We start from the raw sequence: 21,171 nt of genomic DNA, 5'->3' as shown, positions 1-21,171 counted from the left end.
AAAATGGCCCAGATCCGTCTCAAGAACGTTTCCAAGCGCTGGCACAACTTCGTCGGTGTCGACAATTTCAACCTCGATATCGCCGACCAGGAATTCCTGGTCTTGCTCGGACCGTCCGGCTGCGGCAAGACCACGACCATGCGCATGATCGCCGGGCTAGAGGATATTACCGAAGGCGAAATCTGGATCGGCGACCGGCTGGTCAACAAGCTCGAGCCCAAGGACCGCGACATCTCAATGGTGTTCCAGAGCTACGGGCTCTATCCCAACATGACCGTCTACGAGAACATCCGCTTTCCACTGAAGGTGCGGAAGGTGCCGCAGGAACAGCACCATGAAAAGGTGATGGCGGCATCCAAGATGGTGGAACTCGACGACTTCCTGCAGCGTCGCCCGGCGGCCCTGTCCGGTGGACAGCGCCAGCGTGTTGCCCTGGCCCGCGCCATCGTGCGCGAGCCTAATGCCTTCCTGATGGACGAGCCGCTGTCCAACCTCGACGCAAAACTGCGCGTCTCGACCCGTGCCCAGATCAAGAACCTGCACCACACGCTCAAGCGTACGACGATCTATGTGACGCATGACCAGATCGAAGCCATGACGCTGGCTGATCGCGTCGTGGTGATGAGCAAGGGGCTGGTGCAGCAGGTCGGCACGCCAATGGAAATCTATGACCGCCCGGCCAATACCTTCGTGGCCAGCTTCATCGGCTCGCCCGCCATGAACCTCGTCCACGGCGACATCGCCGATGGCGTGTTCACGGGTGATCACATCCGCGTCGACGGCCTGTCCAGGTCCGTCAAAGGCCCGGTGACCCTGGGCTTCCGCGCCGAAGACGCCGTTCTGGCCGGCGAACAGGGCCAGATCGAAGCGCCGATCTATTCGGTGGAACTGCTCGGCGAAGCGACGATGATCTCTATGCGGGTGGCCGGAGAACTGGTGTCGATCAAGGTCGGCAAGGACTATCGCGCCGAGATCGGTGACGGCGTGAAGGTCAATATCGCACCGGCGGCCTGTCACCTCTTCGATCGCGCCAGCGGTCAGCGTATCATCGCTGCCAACTGACATGTCTGCGCAGGTATCCGCCTTGGCCATCGACCCCAATGAAGAAGAGCGCCGCGCCGCTTTCGACGCTGCAGTGGCACGCCATGGCCTTGCTCTCTCGGACGGCGAACGCGACAGCGTTTACAAGCTCGCCGACTGGCTCAGCGAGGGTGTCGGCCGGCTCGATGGCAGGGCAGGTTTTGTCGATGCAGCTACCGCGCTCGATCTGAGCTTCGTCGAGCAGGGCCGGATGCTACGCGACGGACGGTTGACTTCGGTGGCGCTCGTGCAGGCCCATCTCAATCGTATCGAGCAGCGCGATAGTGCATATCTGTCGTTCTATGTTGTCACCGGCGAGCGCGCCCTGGCCGACGCGGCTCGGGCAGACGCCGAGCTTGCCGCCGGACAGGATCGCGGTCCGCTGCATGGCATCCCTGTTGGCATCAAGGACCTGATCGACGTGGCTGGCCTGCCGTCCACGGCCGATGCGCCGGGACGTGCGGATGCAATTGCCTCCGCCGATGCGGCCGTGGTGGAGCGGCTGCGGGCCGGCGGCGCGGTGTTGATCGGCAAGCTCGCAACCTATGAATGGGGCACCGTAGGACCGGACAAGAGCGGGCTGTTTCCACCCGCCCGCAATCCCTGGAGCCTCGACCACATTACCGGCGGGTCGTCCTCCGGCAGCGCCGTTGCCATTGCCGGAGGCCTGTTGCGGACCACGCTGGGCACCGACACGGGCGGCTCGCTACGCGGCCCGGCCTTTTACTGCGGCGTTGTCGGCCTCAAGCCAACCTTCAATTCTGTGCCGACTGCGGGCGTCCTCGCCATGTCATCCAGTATGGATCACGTCGGGCCGATCAGCGCTACGGTCGCTGAGGTGGCGATAACGTTGGATGTCATCGCCGATCATTCGGCCGCCGCCTCCCGGCTGGGTCAGTCGGTGGTGGGATTGCGCATCGGCTACGCCCGCGACTGGTTTGCGAATGATCCGCAAACCATGCCTGATGTGCTCGACGCCATGGACGCTGCCATGTCGACCCTATCGCAGCTGGGCGCTGTGATCGAAGAGGTCGATCTGCCGGACTATTTCGCCATCGAGGTGGCAGCAGCGGCGATCCTGCATAAGGAAAGCTTCGATCATCACGCCGAGCAGTTGCGGCAGAATCCAAAGGCCTATGGCCGCCGCACGTTCCTGAGCCTCGCCGCAGGGGTCGCAGTGACCGACGATGAACTGGCCGCTGCTAAGCGGGCAGGGGCCACCTTCCGCACCGAGATCGACAAACTGCTGTCGCGCTGCGATGCGCTGGCTACCATCGGTGCCCTGACCACCGCACTGCCGGCTGCGCCCTTCGAGAAGGAAGCAGTGTGGACGCCGATGCGGACGATCGGCTTCAATGTCAGCGGCCATCCGGTATTGGCCCTGCCCATAGGGTTTCACCAAGGGCTGCCCATCGGCATGCAGCTGATCGGCAAGCATCATGACGAAGCGCGGATCGTGCAGATCGGCGACGCCTTCGAGCGCGCCACCGACCATTCGGTGCAGCGACCACCTCAGATCACCTGACGATTCCCGGGGGAAAACGCCCCCGACCATCGTCTCAGTTTACAAATTTGCATACGTATGCAACATGAGATCAACAAGAATACGGGAGCGGCACATGCCAGTCTGGCTCAAGCGCGGTAAGGATGTCGAGGAGCGGGCCGAGGCGGATCGGCAGGTCCGGGCGACGGTGGAAGCCATTCTGGCCGATATCGAGAAGCGCGGGGATATCGCGGTTCGCGAGCTCAGCGCCAAGTTCGACAAATGGGAACGCACAGATTTCCGCCTGAGCCAGCGCGAAATCGACGACTGCATGGCGCAGCTCACCGACCAGGACCTGACCGACATCGAATTCGCCCAGACCCAGGTGCGCAATTTCGCCCAGGCGCAGCGCGCGACCATGACCGATCTGGCGGTCGAGACGCTGCCTGGCGTCACGCTCGGTCACAAGCACGTCCCCATCAACGCCGTGGGCTGCTACGTCCCCGGTGGCAAATATCCGCTACTCGCTTCGGCCCACATGTCTGTCATTACAGCCAAGGTGGCCGGCTGCGAGCGCGTCATAACTTGCGCTCCGCCTTTTGGAGCCAAGCCGGCACCGGCTGTCGTTGCCGCACAGGCGATGGCCGGTGCCGATGAAATCTACGTCCTGGGTGGTATCCAGGCCATTGGCGCCATGGCGATCGGCACCGAATCCATTGCGCCGGTCGACATGCTGGTCGGTCCGGGCAATGCCTTCGTCGCCGAAGCCAAGCGCCAGCTCTTTGGCCGCGTCGGCATCGATCTCTTCGCCGGTCCGACCGAGACACTTGTTATCGCCGACGAAACCGTCGATGGCGAAATCTGCGCCACCGACCTGCTGGGGCAGGCCGAGCATGGTCCAACAACGCCGGCGATTCTGCTGACCACGTCGGAAAAGCTGGCGCGCGACACGATGGCAGAAATCGAGCGCCTGCTCGAAATCCTGCCCACCGGCGAGATCGCCCGCAAGAGCTGGGCCGACTATGGCGAGATCATCGTCTGCGAGGACTATGCGGAGATGCTGGTCGAGGCCGACCGCATCGCGTCCGAGCATGTGCAGGTGATGACCGACCGCGACATGTGGTTCCGCGACAATCTCACCAATTATGGGGCGCTGTTCCTCGGGCCGCGCACCAACGTCGCCTATGGCGACAAGGTGATTGGCACCAATCACACTCTCCCCACGATGAAGGCAGCGCGCTATACGGGTGGCCTGTGGGTGGGGAAGTTCATGAAAACCTGTACGTGGCAGACCGTCACGACCGACGCGGCCTCGGCCATGATCGGCGAATATGGCTCGCGCCTGAGCATGCTGGAGGGCTTTGTCGGCCATGCCGAGCAAGCCAACGTGCGTGTGCGCCGTTATGGTGGTCGCAACATCCCCTATGGTACGGGCGCCACGCCACGGACCGAGGCTGCCGAGTAACAAAATGGGCCTGCCACGCACCCCCAGCTTCCGTCTTGATGGCAAGCGCGCCCTCGTCACCGGGGGCACGCGCGGCATCGGGCTGGGTGCGGCGGTGGCTTTGGCCGAAACCGGTGCCGCGGTGACGATTGCTGCGCGGACAGCCACCGATATCGAGGCCGTGGTCAACGAGATGGCTGCTGCTGGTCTGTCAGCCGAGGGCGTGGCGCTCGACATCACCGATGTCGCGGCGGTCAAGACCTTCATTGACGATGTCGAGCCGTTCCAGGTGCTGGTCAATTCGGCGGGAACGGCGCGCCATTCGAGCTTTGGTGACATCACGCCAGCGGACTATCAGGCCGTGATGGACCTCAACCTTTCAGCCACGCTGTTCGTTTCGCAGGCGGTGGTGGCGCGGCTGCTGGGGCAGGGGCTGCCCGGGTCGATCATCCACATCTCGTCGCAGATGGGCCATGTCGGCGGACCGCGCCGCGCCGTCTATGCCGCGAGCAAGTTTGCTGTTGAAGGGCTCTCCAAGGCCATGGCTATCGAGCTGGGGCCTCATAATATCCGGGTCAATACAGTGTGCCCGACTTTCATCGAGACCGAGCTGACGGCCAAGAACCTCAGCGATCCCGATTTCCGCGGGTGGGTGCTGTCCAAGATCAAGCTTGGACGGTTGGGTCGGATCGAGGACATTATGGGGCCGATCGTGTTTTTGGCGTCCGATGCCGCTGCGCTGGTGACTGGCGCCTCTCTATTGGTGGATGGCGGATGGACATCGGAGTAAAAAAGCCGGGCGTTACCTCCAGCCAGGTCGCCGAGCATGCCGGCGTCTCGCAGTCGGCTGTCTCGCGTACCTTTACACCGGGTGCTTCGATCTCCTCCAAGACCCGTACCAAGGTGCTGGCTTCGGCCAAGGAGCTGGGCTACCGGCCCAATGCCATCGCCCGCTCGCTGATCACCAACCGCTCGCGCATTATCGCGGTAGTGATGGCGTATCTGGAAAACCTGTTCTACCCCGATGTGCTCGAGGAACTGGGCCGGGCGCTGTCGGCGGAGAATTACCACCTGCTGCTGTTCACCGGCTTCAAGGATCGCGACAGCGATCCGGTGTTCGACCAGCTCATGCAATATCGCGTCGACGGCATCATCCTGGCCTCGACCTCGCTGTCGTCGGAACTGTCGGAAGAATGCGCCACGGCCGGAATTCCGGTGGTGCTGTTCAACCGCACGACCGAGCGCGACGCCGTATCCAGCGTCACCACCCGCAACCGGGAAGGCGGCAAGCGCATCGCCGAATTCCTCGTGGCCGGCGGCCACAAGAGCTTCGGCTATATTGCGGGTCTGGAGAATTCATCGACCAATCGCGATCGCCAGCAAGGCTATATCGAAGGACTGGCCGCGGCGGGATTTGCCGATGTCATCATCGAAACCGGCAATTATTCGCGCCCTGACGCCGAAGCTGCCGCCCGCAAGATGTTGGCGCGACCCGACCGTCCCGAAGCTTTGTTTGTGGCCAACGACCATATGGCCGTCGCTGTCATGGATGTTGCGCGACACGAGTTCGGACTGAATGTGCCTGAGGACCTGTCGATCATCGGCTATGACGATGTCGGCCCGGCACGCTGGACTTCCTATGGCATCACCTCGATGAGCCAGCCGCTCAAGCGCATGGTGGAGGCCACGATCGACATCCTGATGGACCAGATCGCCAGCGGCGAGATCGAGGCCGAGCACCGCATTCTCAATGGCGACCTGATCGTGCGGACCTCGGCGCGCCTGCCCAAGACCGGGATCGTCGAACGCGACGGTCAGCAGATCTATCGGCCCAAGGAGGCGTGATGCTTGTACTTCTCGTCGCCTCTTCGACCGCATGCCAGATTGTCAACGATTCCATGCGTCTAGCGCGCGCTGCGCATACGTATGCAAAATCTATCCATCTTATCCCCGTCTTGCGAGTGAAAGGACCGACCCCATGACCAAGTGGACCCAGACCGAAATGGAAAAGCGCCTGGTGCGCTATGCCGACCTCAAGGGGTTGCGCAACGCCTTCATCGATGCGCGGACGCCCGGTTCGGACCGGAAAGAGAATTTCACCATCATCGGGCCGGGCGTGAGCGAGAATCCGGCGCAGGTGGTGCATATCCCCGAGGCGCATGGCTTCAACGTTGGCGCCGCGCGGCAGCCCTTTGGCTGCACCAATTCGCAGCACTCGCACCTGACGGCCGAGACCTTCGTGGTCCATACCGGCAAGTGGCGCTTTGTCTTCGGCGCCAACAAGGATGAGGGCTATCTCGACGTCGAGCCGGGCGATGTGGCGACCGTGCCGACCCACATGTTCCGCGGCTTCGAGAAGCGCGACGAGGGCACCGGCTTCCTCTATGTCGTGCTCGGCCACGACGATCCGGGCAAGGTGGTCTGGGCTCCATCAGTGTTCAAGATGGCCGAGGATTTCGGTCTCAAACTGCTCAAGGGCGGCAAGCTGATCGACACCACGCTGGGCGAGAAGGTGCCTGAGGGCGCCGAACTCGAGCAGCCCCCGACCGCCGAAAAGCTCAGGGAACTGGCGACGCCGCCGATGTCGGAACTGACCAAGTATGCGGTCAAGGCCGCCGATATGAAGGTCAATCCGGGCTCGGCCCTGGCCGGCGAGGGTGTCGAAGAGGCCGCTCTCATCGGCGACGTCGACGCCGCCGATGGCTTCAAGGCCGGGCCCATCGTCGGGCATTGGAACCATGGCTTTGCGCTGCGCCGCTTGAAGCTTGAGACCGGCGCGACCATTCCCGCGCATAGCCGCGCGGAACAGGAAGTGTTGTTCGTGCAATCGGGCACGCTGGAGGTCAACTGGGCCGACGGCAAGCTGATCCTTGGGGCGGGGGATACCCTTACCGTTCCGATCGGCCTGGCGCATGGCTTCCGCAACCCGGCTTCAGCTGATGCGATTGCGTTCGTGGTGCGCGGGGCGGCGGCTCCGGCAGCGCCGCAGTTCGCGACCGCACAGGCAGCGGAGTAGCCAGCTACCCACAGCACGTCACCCTCGGGCTTGACCCGAGGGCACTGCGCTGACGGAACGCGCAACAAGTACAGAGCCCTCGGGTCGAGCCCGAGGGTGACGATCCGGGGTGTGGCTGGCGTAGTGGTCCTCCCTGCAAGGAGGAACCTCAATGCCATCTATCTCACCCGAAGTCCTGACCGCTCTGCGCAAGGCTGACACCCCCACCGTCTGCAACGCCCTGGAACACGTCATGGGCGGTCGCACCGCTGAGGGTTTCACCAAGACCCCCGTCGTCTGTGCCGACCCGTCCCTGCCGCCGGTGGTGGGTTTTGCCCGCACCGCCAAGATCCGCGCATCGTCACCAGCGCAGAAGCCTGCGGCCGAGGTGCGGGCGCTGCGGATGCACTACTATGAGTATGTTGCCGGTGGCGATGGCCCCAACGTTGTGGTCATCGAGGACACCGATTACCCACATGTCATTGGCGGTTTCTGGGGCGAAATGCAGGTGGCGCAGCACAAGGGCCTGGGCATTGCGGGGACATTGACCAACGGTGTGCTGCGCGACCTGGGCATGCTCGACGAGGGCTACCAGGTGATTGCCGGGGCGGTTGGACCGAGCCACGCCTTCGTGCATGTGACCGAGCTCGATTGTCCGGTGACGGTGTTCGGGATGACAGTGCGGCCAGGGGATTTGATCCACGCCGATCGGCACGGCGCGGTCGTGATTCCGGCCGAGCATATCGAGCGCATGGCCTGGGCGATCGACGTGGTGATGCGCAAGGAAGTGCCGATACTCACTGCTGCCCGGGCGCCGGGGTTTACGGTCGAGAAGCTGAGGGCGGCTTGGGGCGAGGCGGATAATATCTCGTAGCTCGCAGTTACGCGTGGTCCCCCTCTCCCGCAAGCGGGAGAGGATTCCCGACTGCGAGAACTATGCCTGCATCCGATCCAGTCGCAGTTGGGCCGCCCGGCGATGGCCCTCAAGCCCCTCGCTCGCCGACTGCCTGGCAGCCGGTGGCGCCACCTGCTTGACGCCGTCTTCGCTCAGCCACTGATGCGTGGCGATCTTGACATAGGCGCCGACCCACAGCCCACCGGTATAGGCACCCGCCCCCATGGTGGGGAGGGTGTGGTTGGTGCCGCTGCACTTGTCGGAATAGACGACGCTGGCCAGTTCGCCGATGAAAAGGCTGCCATAGTTGCGCAGCTTTTTGGCAAAGCCCTTGGCGTCTGCCGTGTGGACCTGCAGGTGTTCGGCGGCGATGAGATCGGAATAGGCGATCATCGCGCCTTCGTCTTCGCAGACGGTGATTTCGCCGTAGTTGATCCAGGCTTCGCGTGCGGTATTGGCGGTCGAGAGGGTCTGCAGCTGCTTTTCGACTTCGACCAGGGTGGCTTCGGCCAGGGCGCGGTCTGTGGTGATCAGGCCGACGCGGGTGCGGATGTCGTGTTCGGCCTGGGCAAGAAGGTCGGTGGCGATCATTTCGGCATCGCCGGTGCTATCAGCCACGACGAAAATCTCTGACGGGCCAGCGAGTTGGTCGATACCGACCGGGCCAAACACCTGGCGCTTGGCCTCGTTGACGAAGGCATTGCCGGGGCCGACGATCTTATTGACGGATGGGACGGTCTCGGTGCCATAGGCCATGGCGGCGATGGCCTGGGCGCCGCCGATCTTGAAGATGCGATCGGCGCCGGAGAGGTGGCAGCCGGCGATCATGGCCTTGTGGGCGTTGGGTGGCAGGCAGGCGACGACCTCGTCGACACCGGCGACCTTGGCTGGGACGATGGTCATTATCGGAGCCGACAGAAGGGGATAGCGGCCACCTGGGACATAGCAGCCGACGCGCTGGATGGGAATGACGCGGTGGCCCATATGGACGCCGGGAAGGGTTTCGACCTCTAGCGGCAGGATGGTGGCGAGCTGGGCCTGGGCGAATTTGCGAACGTTTTCAATGGCAAACTCGGTGTCCTTGCGGGTCTGCGGGTCGAGCTCGGCCAAAGCCTGCTCGCGCTCGGCCTGGGTGACTTCGAAGGCCGCAATGTCGGACTTGTCGAACTTGGCCGAATATTCCCTGACCGCTGCATCGCCGTTCTTGCGGACATTGGCGATGATCTCGCTGACCAGCGCCTCGACCGGAGCATTGTCGCCGATGGAAGAGCGCTCGGGGGCCTTTACATAGGTGACGCCGGGGAAGGGTGAGGTGGTCATCGCAGGAACTCCGAATTGCGAAATGTCACCGGCATGCAGCAAGCATGCTGGAGGTCTTGATGCTCTTGGTCGGCCAAAACAGTGCTCGGTGACCAACCGATTTTGATCTTGCATACGTATTCAAATTTTGCCAGAGTTTTTTGGTGAAATCGGTCTCGGCCATTGGTCGGGGTGGGCCTCGATGGTCGAGGCGAACGGATGGCGATGAATAGAGTTATCCCCGCATCGGTTGAGTTGGAGGGTGCCGTGACGGTGCCCCTGCCGCTATTGCTGCTGCCGGGCACGGTCTGCGATATCAGGCTGTTCGAACCGATGCTGCAGCGTTTGGGCGTGCCGATCGCCACCGTGGTCGACATGAGCGGCGCGGCATCGACGCCTGATCTCGCCGCGCGCATCCTCAGGCATGCGCCGGAGCGGTTCTCGCTGCTGGGATTTTCGCTGGGCGGCATCGTGGCGCTGGAGATGATGGCGCAGGCGCCGGAGCGCATCGCGCGGCTGGCGCTGATCGATACGACGCCGCGACCCGATCCGGAGGCCAATGCGGCGACGCGCCATGCGGCCGTGGCAAAGGCGCGTGTGGACGGGATGGCGGGCTATATCGCGGACAGCTGGAGCAGGCTGGTCGCGCCTGTGAATGTCGGCAGCGCCGACCTGAAGGCGGTGATATCAGCCATGGCGGTTGATGCGGGCGCCGATCTCCTGGCCAGCCAGTCCGAGGTGGCGATCCATCGCGTCGACAGCCGGACACGGCTGGCCGCGATCAGTGTGCCGACGCTGATCCTGGCCGGCGAGGCGGAGCAGGTGTGCCCGCTTGAGGCGCATCGCGAGATGGCCGAAGCCATTCCGGGCGCCCGGTTCTTTACCATTCCAGCGGCGGGGCATTTCGCTCCGCTTGAAAATTCGGCCGCAGTGGCGCGTCATGTGCGCCAGTGGCTGGATTGGACCGATATTGATCACGCCATTCCGGCAGACGACCAAGGAGCAATCATGAGCGACAATGAGACCAACCCCAAAGCCAAGGGCGGCTCTCCGTCTCTCCGCAACTCAGAAAATGTACTGCAGGTCGAGCGCCGCGACTATCCCGACCTGGCGCCGAACGATCGCCCGCGCAGCCAGTCGCTCGATGGCTTCGATGACATCTATACCGACATCGTCGACTACATCATCCGCTGCACCCACAAGATCTGGGACGAGCGCGATATCGGGCTGATCTACACCCACTACACGCATAATTGCGTGCTCTATGGCACGACCGGCACGATCTACAATCGCGAGGATGTGGTGCGCGACACCATCCAGCGGCTGGTCTCGTTCCCCGAGCGGCGCGGCATGGGTACGCAGGTGATCTGGAACGGCAATGACCAGGACGGCTTCTACACCAGCCATCTGGTGACCGGTTCTGGCCGCCACACCCAGTATGGCCATCTCGGCCAGCCGACCTTCAAGCCCTTCGTCAGCCGGACGATTGCCGACTGCATGATCCATCGCAACAAGATCTATCGCGAGTGGGTGGTGGCCGACCAGATGGCCATCATCAAGCAGCTTGGGCTCGATCCGAACCACTTCGCAGCACGGACGGCCAAGCAGAAATTCGATGCTGGCCTCACCTCACTCGATATCGGCGAGAACCGCCGCTTCCTCGGCCAGACGCCGCCCAATGAGAAGGCCGATACGTCGCTGGCGCACAACGATGTGGAAGCCCAGACCATCGAGATGCTGCACGAGGTGTTCACCAAGCGCATGTTCGGGCGCATCGCCCAGGACTATGCGCCCAATGCGCAATATCATGGTCCGCTGATGAAGGAGCTCTATGGCGTCGCGGCCATCATCCACCAGCATCTGGGGCTGATCGGCTCGCTGCCGGATGCCAGCTACGAAGTCCAGCATGTGGCGTCCAATCCCTGCGACGAAGGCGGCACCAAGGTTGCCGTGCGCTGGATCATGGAAGGCCACCACCTCGGCTACGGCATCCTGGGCGAATTGGGCGATCCGACCGGCAAGCGCGTGCAGGTGATGGGCATGAGCCATTACCACTGGAAAGACGGCAAGATCGTCGACGAGTGGAACGTCTATGACGAGCTGAGCCTGCTGGTTCAGGTCAAGCTCGGCCAGCTCGCCGAAGCGGCATAGCATCAACCAAGAGGGCCGGTGGGTGACGACCTGCCGGCCCATTGCCACGACTAAACCCTGGACTTTGCTGTGGCGTCTGCAGCATGTTTCGCCGGCTCCTGCGTGACAGCTCGCCGGACGATTTTATTTGCCGCGCCAGGGAGACCGCCATGTCCACGATCGACCAAACCAGGCTGGAGGCAAGCCGCCACCAGGTACTGAGGGAGGCGATCGACCCCGGTCTGCCGGGCCTTTATCGCGGCAAGGTCCGGGACAATTACGACCTGCCGGATGGGCGGCGTATTCTGATCACGTCGGACCGGCTTTCGGCGTTTGACCGGGTGCTGTGCTGTGTCCCGTTCAAGGGGCAGGTGCTCAATGGCATCGCCCGCTGGGCCTTCGAGCACACCGCCGATATCTGCCCCAACCACGTGCTTGCCTATCCCGACCCCAATATCGTTGTGGGCCGACGTCTCGACATCCTGCCGGTGGAGGTGGTGGTGCGCGGCTATCTGGCGGGCACGACCAGCACGTCTATCCTGACCATGTATCGGGCCGGCCGCCGGCAGATGTATGGGCAGGTGCTGCCCGATGGCCTGGTCGACAACCAGAAGCTGGCGACGCCGATCATCACCCCGACCAGCAAGGCGACCGATGGCGCCCATGATGAGCCGCTTACGGCAAGCGAGATCGTCGAGCGGAGATTGCTCAGCCCGGCGCTATGGCAACAGGTCAGTGAAACGGCGCTGGCATTGTTCGCCCGGGGGCAGGCGCTGGCCGCCGAGCGTGGACTGATCCTCGCCGATACCAAGTATGAGTTGGGGCTCGATGCGGAGGGCAACCTGCGCCTGGCCGATGAAATCCATACGCCCGATTCCAGCCGCTACTGGCGGGCGGACACCTATCCCGAACGCCTTGCTGCCGGAAAGCGCCCTGACAGTTTCGACAAGGACGTGGTTCGCGAATGGGTCGCGGCGCGATGCGATCCGTATGGCGCCGAAGTGCCTGAAATTCCGCCCGAGCTGATCTGGAAGACGGCGTTGACCTACGTTGACGCTTATGAACGGATTACCGGGCAGAGCTTCGAGCCGCCGGCGCCCACGCCACCGGTACAGGAGCGCGTCCTGTCGGCGTTGCGGATGTTACACGCTGGTTGATGCGGCTCCATTTCCCGCAGCCGCATCACGCGGGACGCCTCGCGACAAGACCGTTTCCGGGCTAGAACAGTGGACTTAACTCGGTTTGATTGAAGGTTTTTCAGATGGCATTGCGTATTCTGTTTGTCGGCGGGACCGGCCAGATTTCCTACCCCTGCGTCGAGCGCGCCGTGGCGCAGGGCCATGCGGTCAGCGTCTATAATCGCGGCAAGCGCGGCGAGGCGCTGCCCGATGGCGTGACCTCCATCGTCGGTGAGCTGGCCGGACCGGAATATGCCGATCTGGCGCGCGCGAATTTCGATGTGGTGTGCCAGTTCATCGCCTTCACGCCCGATCAGGTGGCGCGCGATATCGAGGTGTTTGCCGGCCATTGCGGGCAGTACATCTTCATCTCCTCGGCCTCGGTCTATGAGAAGCCGGCCAGCCATTATGTGATCACCGAGAAGACGCCGGCGATCAATCCCTACTGGCCCTATAGCCAGAACAAGATCGCCTGCGAAAAGCTGCTTGAGGCCAGCCAGAACCTCAACTGGACCATCGTGCGGCCGAGCCACACCGTGCGCACCGGCCTGCCCATCATGATGGGCGATAGCGACATCATGGCCCGCCGCATGCTCGATGGCGAACCGACCATCGTGGCCGGCGACGGGCATACGCCGTGGACGCTGACGCGGTCGGTGGATTTTGCGGTGCCGTTTGTCGGCCTCTTCTGCAACGAACGGGCGCTCATGGACGCGTTCCACATCACCAATGACAAGGCCTTCATCTGGGACGATATCCAGAAGGCCATCGCGCGGCTGCTGGGTGTCGAGGCCAAGATCGTGCATGTGCCGACCGATACGCTGGTGCGCTACAATCCTGAGTGGATCGGCCCGCTGACCGGCGACAAGGGGTGGTGCGCCATCTTCGACAATTCCAAGGTCAAGAAAGTGGCAGGCGACTTCACCTGCGCCGATACGCTCGACGAGATCCTGGCCGAGCCGATTGCGCATCTCAGGCAGCGGCTTGCCGCCAATCGTCCGCCCAAGGGTGAGTTCGACGCACTGGTCGATCGTATTTGTCGCGAACAGTCGGCGCTGGGACAGGCTTAGCGTCGGCATGATCAAGCGGATAGTCGTCATTGCCGTGGTCGCCTTGGCTGGCTTGCTCGCCACGGGCCTCGTTGTCGATGGCGATCCGGCCGGGGCGCTGACGGGACACCTACAAGCCCGCAGCGCGGCAATGGCGCAATTCGACGGCGTCGCGCTGACACCAGAGCAGCAGGGTGCGGTCTATTTCGCGTTTGGCGATTTTTCGGCGCTGGGCTCTGAGGCACTGGAGGTGTCGGCATCGCCGTGGAAGCTGGCGACAGCTTTGCTGGCCTTGCGCCACGCCGGGGGGCATCTCGATGGCGTAACGCCCGATGTGGTGACGGCGATGTTCCGCAGCTATGGCTTCGTGACGCCGACACGGATCGCCAACTGGCCGGAGGATTTGACCGAGCCGGTACTGTCGGGACCGCTGGGGCAGAATATCGGCTTTGCCGGGCGGGTGTTGCCGCCGGTTGGCCTGACGATCAGCAATATTTCCTGCGCTGGATGCCATGCCAGCGTGTTCTACGGCGCCGATGGCAGGCCGGATACGTCGGCGGTGTGGCTGGGCACGCCCAATGGCTCGATCAACTTGCAGCGCTATGTGACCGAGCTCTATGCGGCCCTGCGCGACCGGCCTGAGGACGACGAATTCATCTGGGCGGCGGTGGAGAAGCTCTATCCCGATACCGACTGGCGGGAATGGCTGGCGCTTAAGACCGTGGTCCTGCCCAAGGTCGATGCGCTGGTAGCGCAGCAGGAGACGACGATCGGGCGGTTGCTGCCGTTCGAGGTCAGCACTTCGGGTGCCACTAATGGGCTTCAGGCGCTGCAGGCCCGCTTCGGCGTGATTTCCATCGACCAGATGACCGAGCGCAACGCACCGATCTCGGTGCCGGAACTGGGGGGCCGGATATGGCGGTCATCGCTCCTGGCCTCGGGCGCCTATGGCGTGCCGGGCGAGGAACCGCAGCGGGTGGTCCGGGCCGAGGACATCACCGATGCACATCTACGGGCGCTGGCGGGACTGACGGCGTTCTTCACCGTGCCGAGCATGGGAACCAGCCCGGCAACGGCGGCTGGCCATGTTGAGGATGGGGCGCATATCTTCGCCTGGCTCAAACAATACAAGCCGCAACCGTTTCCTGGGGCAATCGACGCGGCTTTGGCTGAGCGCGGCAGCGCGGTTTATGCCGATGCCTGCGCGGCCTGCCACGGGGCCTACGGCGCGGGTGTGGTTGCGCCAGAACTGGTCGAATTCCCCAATTGGCAGGGCGATGTGGGGACGGACCGGACCTATATCGAGCTGTTCGACCAGGCCACCGTCGATGTGGTCAACGGGCTGGGCTATGACGGGCTGCTGAAGGGGCGGCTGGCGCCGGACTATGTGGCGCCGCCGCTGACGGGGCTGTGGTCGAGTGCGCCCTATCTGCATAATGGCAGTGTGCCGACGCTATGGCACTTGATGCATCCGGACCAGCGGCCCGCTGCCTTCGATGTGGGCGGGCATGCGCTGGACCTGACGCGGGTCGGCGTGGCGGGCGTGATGCAGGGCGGCGTTTGGGCGACGCCGCCGGATTATGTGCCCTGGGCCGAGCCGGTGCGGATCGATACGGCGGTGCCGGGCCTCAATGCCACGGGGCATGAGCTGCCGTTTGATACGATGAGCGAGCCGGACAAGGCGGCGCTCTTGGAATATCTCAAGCTGTTATGAGCGCTTCGGCGGGCAACCGTTCGCGGCGGGGCGTTGCTGCGCCTTGCGGGACGATGCCGGTGCGCCACGCATTGATCAGGCGGTGACCGTCCGGAATGCCGTGGCGGCGCTTGAGCTGGGCTGCGGTATCTGGATCGTCGGCGAGCACGGCCATGGGCCAGGTGGAAAAGCCCAGCGTGGTGATTTCGAGCAAGCGGCGATAGAGCGCGCGACCGGTCTCTGCCGGGTTCTCGCCGTCGGGGCGGTGGAACAACAGGACGGCGGTCGCTGTCTTCGTGCGGGCGTGCTCCGAGATCAGTGAGGGCGCCAGGCCGACGCGGTCGAGGAGGCCAAACCAGGGGTCGCGCAAGACCACGCCGGCGCCCAGGGCTTCTAGCCTGGACATGCCGAGCGCGGGCGCCGACAGGCCATCGCGACCGAAGCATGGGTCGCTGGCGGAGAGGCGCATCCAGGACAACAGCTCGGCGCGATAGCTGGCATTGCGGAAGAAGCCGAGGCTGGCGTGTTCGTTGAATTCGGAGATAGCAGCCAGGCCGTCGTGGTCCACGAGGGTGATGTCGTCGCGGGTCGCGGCCCAGCCATCAAGGGACTGCGCCTGTTGGCTTGTCGCCGGTGCAAACGGGCGGCGCCAGGTGAAGCGGTTCGGGATCGCGGTATGCAGGGGATCGGTCGTGGCGCCCTCGCGGAGGCTGCCGCTGGCCTCGGCTCGATCGATGAGTGGAGCGGTTTGCCAGGTCAGCCCGCGGGCCGACAGTGCGATCACAGTGGCCTCGAGCGCGGCGCCGAGCGAGACGCGGAGGTCGCGGCCGGCGGGGTCGCCGACTTTCAGCCGACGACTTTCGTCGGCGATGAGGGTTACGTCGCCACCGGGCTCAAGGCGCCAGCGGGTGGGCTGGGTGTTGTGAACACTGGGCGCGAGGTTGGCCTCAGCGGCGAGGGCGAGCAGGTCGGGTGGGGCGAGGCGGGTCATGTGAGCGCCTTACGGAAGAGATGGGTGCGATGCAGCGGCTTGGCGCCAATGCGCTCCATCTGGCGCAGGCTGCCGTGGTTTTCGTCCCAGATCCAGGTGATGCCGAGCTTTTTGTAGCCGGCCTCGCGCATCTTCGGCAGCAGCGTGGCCAGCATGGCGCCCATGATGCCCTTGCCCTGCAGGTCGCTGCGCACCGAGAGATAGACGACCAGCGCCCGGTCGCGCCGGAGGCGGTTGACGAGGAAATGCCAGGGTGTCGTCCATGAAAAGCGCGAGCGAGTGGCGCGGATGAAGGGGTTGAGGTCGGGGATGACCAGGACGACGCCGGCTGGCTGGCCCTGATAGTGCAGGACGGAGGTGATGCGGGTGTCGATGATCCACTTCAACTCCTTGGCCTGGAAGTCGAATTCCTCCCGGGTCAAGGGCACGAACATCGGGTTGTTGGCGAAGCCGCTGTTGAGCAGGGTGCGGGCGTCGTCGAGGCGAGCGGGGATGTCCTTGCCGGTGACGGGGGCAAAGCTCCAGTCGGGTGAGGCGAGGATTTCACGCTGTGCCGGGCCCAGCATGCTGGAGGGCTGGAAGGCTTCGAGATCGGTCTCGAAGGTCTGCATCGGGAAATAGGCCTCGTAGCCGTTGGCTTCGAGCAGTTTGGCGATGTGGGGCGGGCCATAGACTTGATCGACATAGGGCACGCCATCGAAGCCGCCGGTCATGACGCCGATCTGCTGCATGGCGGTGAGGTTGAAGTTGCCGGCCAGGGTGTCGAAGCCGCGCTTGCGGGCCCAGCTTTCAGCAGCTTGCAGCAGAGCGGCGGCCGCCTCGGCGTCATCAGCGCAATCGAAATAGGCGAAGTAGGCTTTGTTGGTGCCGTGGGTCTCGTTGGAGGCGGGGTGAACATGGGCGCCAATGCGGCCCAGGATTTGGCCGTCGCGATGGGCGGTGAAGAGGGCGAAATTGTCCGAGGTCGGGAAGAGCGGGTTTTCGCCGGCTGTGTAGAAGCGGCGAAGGTCGGACTTCATCGGCGAGACGTAGGGTGTGGTGTCGCCATAGGCGGCGAAGGGGGCGGCGAAGAAGGCTTCGAAATCGCCCTCACGCAGTTCCATTGCGGGCCTCGCGGGTCGAGACGAGCATGGCCATGCGCTGGACCAGTGCCAGCTCGGTTTCGACTGCCGAATTGCGGCCCACCGAGGGGAGCGTGGTGGCAACCAGGATCAGCGGCGTATCCGAGAGCAGGATGAGGTGCGTGGCGTCATAGGTGATGAAGAGGCTGTCGAGCTGTTGCCTGACATCGTCGGCAAAGAGCGGTAGGTCGCGGCGGCTCAATACCGGTTTGCTGGCGAAGGCGGCGCGCAGGGCGGTGGCGTCGAAGTCGGAGAGTTCGTCGTCGTCGAGCAGGGTCGAGCCTTCGAGGGGCGAGGCGTCAGCCACCGAGGTCATGAAGGCGCGGACATCGGATGTGTCGGCGGCGGCGAGGGCCTTGAGCACGTCGTCGCGGCGGCCTTCGGCGAAGGCGCGCATGGCTTCGTTGAGGACCAGAGCCAGGATGCCGGTGCAGAGGGCCATGGCCGAGACCTGTACGGCAAAGCCCCAATCCATCTGCGACATGTTGGTGGCCGCGGCGCCGACGATGATGGCGAGGAGGGCCGTGACGGCGAAGGCGAAGGCGGCTTCCTGCCGGCCCGTTGTCGCGCTGGTGGGTCCGATGGCCATCCAGCAGAAGAACAGGATGGCGACGCCCGAGGCGCGGATCGGCAGGACCTGTTCGAAGATGCCGTAGTCGCTGGCGAGGAAGATCACCAGGATCGGCAAAGCGAAGCGGATGCGGGCGATGACGCGGTTTTCCTGCTGGGTCAGTCCCTCATTGCTGCCGAACAGCGCCAGAAGATAGATGGCAGCGAAGCCGGCGAGCTGGAAGGCTAGAAGGAAATACAGCGGAAAGCCCAGATTGCCGCTGAGGAAAGCAAAGAGCGAGAAGATGATGCCGCCGATCAGCGCGGCATATTTGAGGAGTTGCGGCGCATGGCGACGCTGCAGGCCCTCAATCACGACCAGAGCCGCCAGCGGTATCCAGGCGGCAAAGAGCCGGGTCAGGGTTTCGAAGATGCCCTGATGCAGATTCCAGGACAGGAGCCGCATGGCAAGCACGAGAGCGACGACGACAAGCGCATAGACGAAGCGGCTCGACAGGCCGTCCATGGTGGCGCGGGCGCGGATGACCACGATGGCGGCCAGCGTTCCGGCAAGGGCAGTGCCGGATACGACGCTATCGGCGAGAAGCGAGTGCTCGACGCTCACGTGGCGTTCACCAGCTTGGCGATTTCGCGGCGGGCGATCGGGGTGATGATGGCGGAGAGAATGCCGGGCAGGGGCCGTTCGACCTTGCCCTCATAGGGATTGAAGAACCAGCCGCGGCAGTCGGTTTTGGTCTTTTGGCCGAGGATGATGGCGATGGTTTCATAGGCCATCAGCATGCCTGTGGTGATCACCATGGGGGCGAACGACATGCGCTTGCGCTTGCCTGATGCCATTTCGCCGGCCAGGGCCATGTCGATATATTTGCGGGCCGAGGAATGGACCATCACATGCTCGATCTCGCGCATGAAGGCCTCGCCGCGCTGCTCTGATGTCAGGGCGTTCCAGGCGGTGCCAATGGTGGGGTAGCCGAGGCGTTCCTCGGGCATGGGGTCGCCGGGGCGGGTGACATAGACCGAGGGGAGCGAGGAGGCATAGGCGTCGATCATGGTTTTGCCCGCTGACCTGGCGGTGCGATAGAGCAGGAGGCTGGCGGCAAGATCGTCGGTGCCGTTGATGGTGACGGCGCTGGCGCGAATGCTGGCCTCGGCATGGTCGGGCCACTCGTCCTTGTAGACTGTTGTTTCGATCTCGGGATTGATGGTCTTGATCAGCTCGGCGGTGGCCTCGGCCTTGTGCTGGCCGACGGTATCCATGAAGGCGAAGACCTGCCGGTTCATGTTGCCGATTTCGAACGTGTCGATATCGGCCAGGATCAGCTTGCCGACGCCTGATCGGGCCAGGGCCAGCACGGCGGCGCCACCCATGCCGCCGGTGCCGCAGACGAAGACGGTGGCCTGGCGCAGCTTCTCCTGCCCCGCCGCATCGATGAAGCCCAGATTGCGGTTGGTGAATTCGGCGTAGGTGAAGCTCATGGCTTGCTCGCTCCTGGCTTCCTGGGCCGCAACCGGCCGAATTCGCGGTCGGCGTCGAGCCATTGCACCACGGGCAGGATGGCGCGCTGGACCAGCGCCATCAGTGAGGCGACGAGGACGAAGCCGAGGGCGCCCTTGGGCACCATGTCGGTGAGGTAGCGGCGGGCGGCGGCCAGGTCGAGCTTGCCGATCTGGATCACGTCGTCGCCCCTGACATAGTCCAGGTGGGTCTGGCAGAAGTCGTTGAACACCGGCTGGCGGTGCTTCTGCGCCGCTTCGAAGGTCTTCTTCAGGTTATCCGAGCCGCCGGTATAGGAGTTGGTCATGATGAAGGTCGCTTCGTCGAAGCCGGCCTCGGGGCCGACGCCGAAGACGTAGCGGTGCGACCGCATGATCTGGCGGACCAGCACCAGATGGCGGAATTTGCGCGGCGCATTGGTCTTGGGATCAGGATAGACCTCCGAGAAGGTCTCGGTGACCATGCCGACCACGGCGGGCACCTGGGTGACGTTGGAAATCCATATCGGCCGGCCCTGATTGCGGATGAACAATAGGAAGCAGGTGAGGCCGTAGAGCACCCAGCTCAGGCCCTTGCTGCGCTGTTCGGGATCGACCATGACCAGGCCCAGATGCAGCAGCTCGACCGGCCGACCGTCGAGTTCGAGCGGGATGACCGGCAGGGCGTTGAAAGCGATGGGCGCGCCGGTCTTGCTGTCGGTGACAAGCGTGATGAAGGTCGATTCCAGTCGCGACTTGTCGCCCGAGAAGATGCCATATTCGAGATCCTTGTCGGCCAGCGTGCGCGAGGCGATCTGGCGGACCTGCGCGACCAGCTTCGCCAGGGCATCGGGCGCCATCCATAGGCCCGGGCGCTCGACGATGCGCATGCGCCGGCTCTGGCCGACGGGCAGGCTGAGATCGAGAAAGCGTCGTTCCATGCTGCCTGCCGCCATTGTGGTGGTCCTGCTGATGGATAGCAGATTGCCGAGGCGGTTCAATCCGCACAAGGCAGGTCGTGGTGGGGAAGGCTAAAGCAGCGTCGTCGCCCGCGCATTGTCGAGGGCGATGATCTGTTCGACGGCCGTCGATGCGTCGGATGGCTTGTTGTGTTCGATCGCGGTCAGCAGTGCCGTATGGGCGGCGAGCGCGGTTTTCTGGTAGTCCGACGTCGTGGTATCGCCAAGCGACTTGAGCGCCAGAGCCAGCGTTAGTTCGACAATGCCGGTGACCGAGCGCAGCAGGGTGTTGCCGGAACTTTCGGCGATGGCGCGGTGGATTTCGAGGCCGCTGAGACCGTGGGCTTCGAGGTTGTCCTCGGCCAGGTCCATCTGGTGCAGCCAGTATTTCATCAGGCGGATATTGTCGGCGGTGCGGCGCTCGCAGGCCAGCTGCGCCGCGCGGGTTTCGAGCGACAGGCGGATATCGAACAGGCTCTCGTAGAAGCGCCGGTCGGGCTTGGCGTAGAAATGCCAGCTCAGCACCTGCGGATCGAAGAAGCTCCAGCGGCTGGCCGGCGAGACGCGGGTGCCCACTTTGGGGCGGGCCTCGATCATGCCCTTGGCTTCGAGCGTCTTGAGCGCTTCGCGCAGCACCGTGCGCGACACGCCGTAGCTCTCCATCATGGCGGCATCGCTGGCCAGGATAGAGCCGACCGGAAACTTGCCGGTGACGATGCCCAGGCCGATTTCGTTGATGACGAAGGTATGGAAATTCCGTGCAGCAGGTCGCCCGGATAACGAGCGAATAAGGCTGCCTGCTTCGATCATG

The 21,171-nt window shown here is 63.9% G+C and carries 18 protein-coding genes; 11 read left to right on the top strand and 7 right to left on the bottom strand.

Features of this window, described 5'->3' with window-relative positions; translation table 11 throughout:
- Window positions 1–3: 3 nt before the first annotated feature.
- The 7 genes from IM737_RS11830 to IM737_RS11800 all read left to right on the top strand — a co-directional run bounded on the left by IM737_RS11830 (window position 4) and on the right by IM737_RS11800 (window position 7,876).
- Window positions 4–1,062, top strand: coding sequence for an ABC transporter ATP-binding protein (locus IM737_RS11830; protein ID WP_236894133.1), 1,059 nt, complete (start codon window positions 4–6; stop codon window positions 1,060–1,062).
- A 1-nt stretch (window position 1,063) separates the two neighbouring features.
- Window positions 1,064–2,605 (top strand): amidase, encoded by a 1,542-nt coding sequence (locus tag IM737_RS11825; RefSeq protein ID WP_236894132.1) that lies wholly within the window; start codon window positions 1,064–1,066, stop codon window positions 2,603–2,605.
- A 94-nt stretch (window positions 2,606–2,699) separates the two neighbouring features.
- Entirely contained in the window at window positions 2,700–4,028 is a 1,329-nt protein-coding gene (gene hisD, locus IM737_RS11820) for a histidinol dehydrogenase (RefSeq protein WP_236894131.1), read from the top strand.
- Window positions 4,029–4,032: 4 nt separating this feature from the next.
- Entirely contained in the window at window positions 4,033–4,797 is a 765-nt protein-coding gene (locus IM737_RS11815) for an SDR family NAD(P)-dependent oxidoreductase (RefSeq protein WP_236894130.1), read from the top strand.
- Complete coding sequence (locus IM737_RS11810) at window positions 4,782–5,852, top strand: LacI family DNA-binding transcriptional regulator (RefSeq protein ID WP_236894129.1); 1,071 nt, start codon at window positions 4,782–4,784, stop codon at window positions 5,850–5,852. Before IM737_RS11815 ends, IM737_RS11810 begins: the two co-directional genes overlap by 16 nt.
- A gap of 133 nt (window positions 5,853–5,985) precedes the next feature.
- Complete coding sequence (locus IM737_RS11805; protein WP_236894128.1) at window positions 5,986–7,023, top strand: cupin domain-containing protein; 1,038 nt, start codon at window positions 5,986–5,988, stop codon at window positions 7,021–7,023.
- A 151-nt stretch (window positions 7,024–7,174) separates the two neighbouring features.
- Window positions 7,175–7,876, top strand: a complete 702-nt coding sequence (locus IM737_RS11800) for an RraA family protein (RefSeq protein WP_236894127.1) — start codon at window positions 7,175–7,177, stop codon at window positions 7,874–7,876.
- Between the two features lie 60 nt (window positions 7,877–7,936).
- On the opposite strand, the gene hisD (IM737_RS11795) is transcribed toward IM737_RS11800, so the two are convergent.
- The gene (hisD, locus tag IM737_RS11795) at window positions 7,937–9,217 is read right to left on the bottom strand and encodes a histidinol dehydrogenase (RefSeq protein ID WP_236894126.1); all 1,281 of its coding nucleotides are present in this window, start codon (window positions 9,215–9,217) and stop codon (window positions 7,937–7,939) included.
- Between the two features lie 246 nt (window positions 9,218–9,463).
- Between hisD (IM737_RS11795) and IM737_RS11790 the strand changes: the two genes are divergently transcribed.
- The 4 genes from IM737_RS11790 (at window position 9,464) to IM737_RS11775 (ending at window position 15,267) form a co-directional block, all read left to right on the top strand.
- Window positions 9,464–11,347: an alpha/beta fold hydrolase gene (locus IM737_RS11790; RefSeq protein WP_236894125.1), complete on the top strand. Its 1,884-nt coding sequence runs from the start codon at window positions 9,464–9,466 to the stop codon at window positions 11,345–11,347.
- A gap of 149 nt (window positions 11,348–11,496) precedes the next feature.
- A complete protein-coding gene (locus IM737_RS11785) occupies window positions 11,497–12,483 on the top strand; it encodes a phosphoribosylaminoimidazolesuccinocarboxamide synthase (protein WP_236894124.1) in 987 nt (328 codons plus the stop codon).
- 104 nt (window positions 12,484–12,587) lie between these two features.
- Window positions 12,588–13,574: an SDR family oxidoreductase gene (locus tag IM737_RS11780; protein WP_236894123.1), complete on the top strand. Its 987-nt coding sequence runs from the start codon at window positions 12,588–12,590 to the stop codon at window positions 13,572–13,574.
- 7 nt (window positions 13,575–13,581) lie between these two features.
- Window positions 13,582–15,267, top strand: a complete 1,686-nt coding sequence (locus tag IM737_RS11775; protein WP_236894122.1) for a c-type cytochrome — start codon at window positions 13,582–13,584, stop codon at window positions 15,265–15,267.
- Here IM737_RS11775 and IM737_RS11770 read toward each other — a convergent pair.
- The 6 genes from IM737_RS11770 to IM737_RS11745 form a co-directional block, all read right to left on the bottom strand.
- Window positions 15,254–16,237, bottom strand: a complete 984-nt coding sequence (locus IM737_RS11770) for a hypothetical protein (protein WP_236894121.1) — start codon at window positions 16,235–16,237, stop codon at window positions 15,254–15,256. The two genes, IM737_RS11775 and IM737_RS11770, sit on opposite strands and share 14 nt — an antisense overlap.
- Window positions 16,234–17,340, bottom strand: coding sequence for a GNAT family N-acetyltransferase (locus IM737_RS11765; protein WP_236894120.1), 1,107 nt, complete (start codon window positions 17,338–17,340; stop codon window positions 16,234–16,236). The genes IM737_RS11770 and IM737_RS11765 overlap by 4 nt, the downstream gene beginning before the upstream one ends.
- Entirely contained in the window at window positions 17,327–18,532 is a 1,206-nt protein-coding gene (locus IM737_RS11760; protein ID WP_236894119.1) for a hypothetical protein, read from the bottom strand. Before IM737_RS11760 ends, IM737_RS11765 begins: the two co-directional genes overlap by 14 nt.
- Window positions 18,529–19,404, bottom strand: a complete 876-nt coding sequence (locus IM737_RS11755) for a HesA/MoeB/ThiF family protein (RefSeq protein WP_236894118.1) — start codon at window positions 19,402–19,404, stop codon at window positions 18,529–18,531. Before IM737_RS11755 ends, IM737_RS11760 begins: the two co-directional genes overlap by 4 nt.
- On the bottom strand, window positions 19,401–20,357 hold the full coding sequence (locus IM737_RS11750) for a hypothetical protein (protein WP_236894117.1): 957 nt from the start codon (window positions 20,355–20,357) through the stop codon (window positions 19,401–19,403). Before IM737_RS11750 ends, IM737_RS11755 begins: the two co-directional genes overlap by 4 nt.
- A gap of 75 nt (window positions 20,358–20,432) precedes the next feature.
- The gene (locus IM737_RS11745) at window positions 20,433–21,170 is read right to left on the bottom strand and encodes a FadR/GntR family transcriptional regulator (RefSeq protein WP_236894116.1); all 738 of its coding nucleotides are present in this window, start codon (window positions 21,168–21,170) and stop codon (window positions 20,433–20,435) included.
- Window position 21,171 lies beyond the last annotated feature (1 nt).

Origin of the sequence: Devosia sp. SL43 (assembly GCF_021729885.1) — a bacterium.
GTDB lineage: Bacteria > Pseudomonadota > Alphaproteobacteria > Rhizobiales > Devosiaceae > Devosia.
This window is presented reverse-complemented; position numbering and strand designations above follow the sequence as displayed.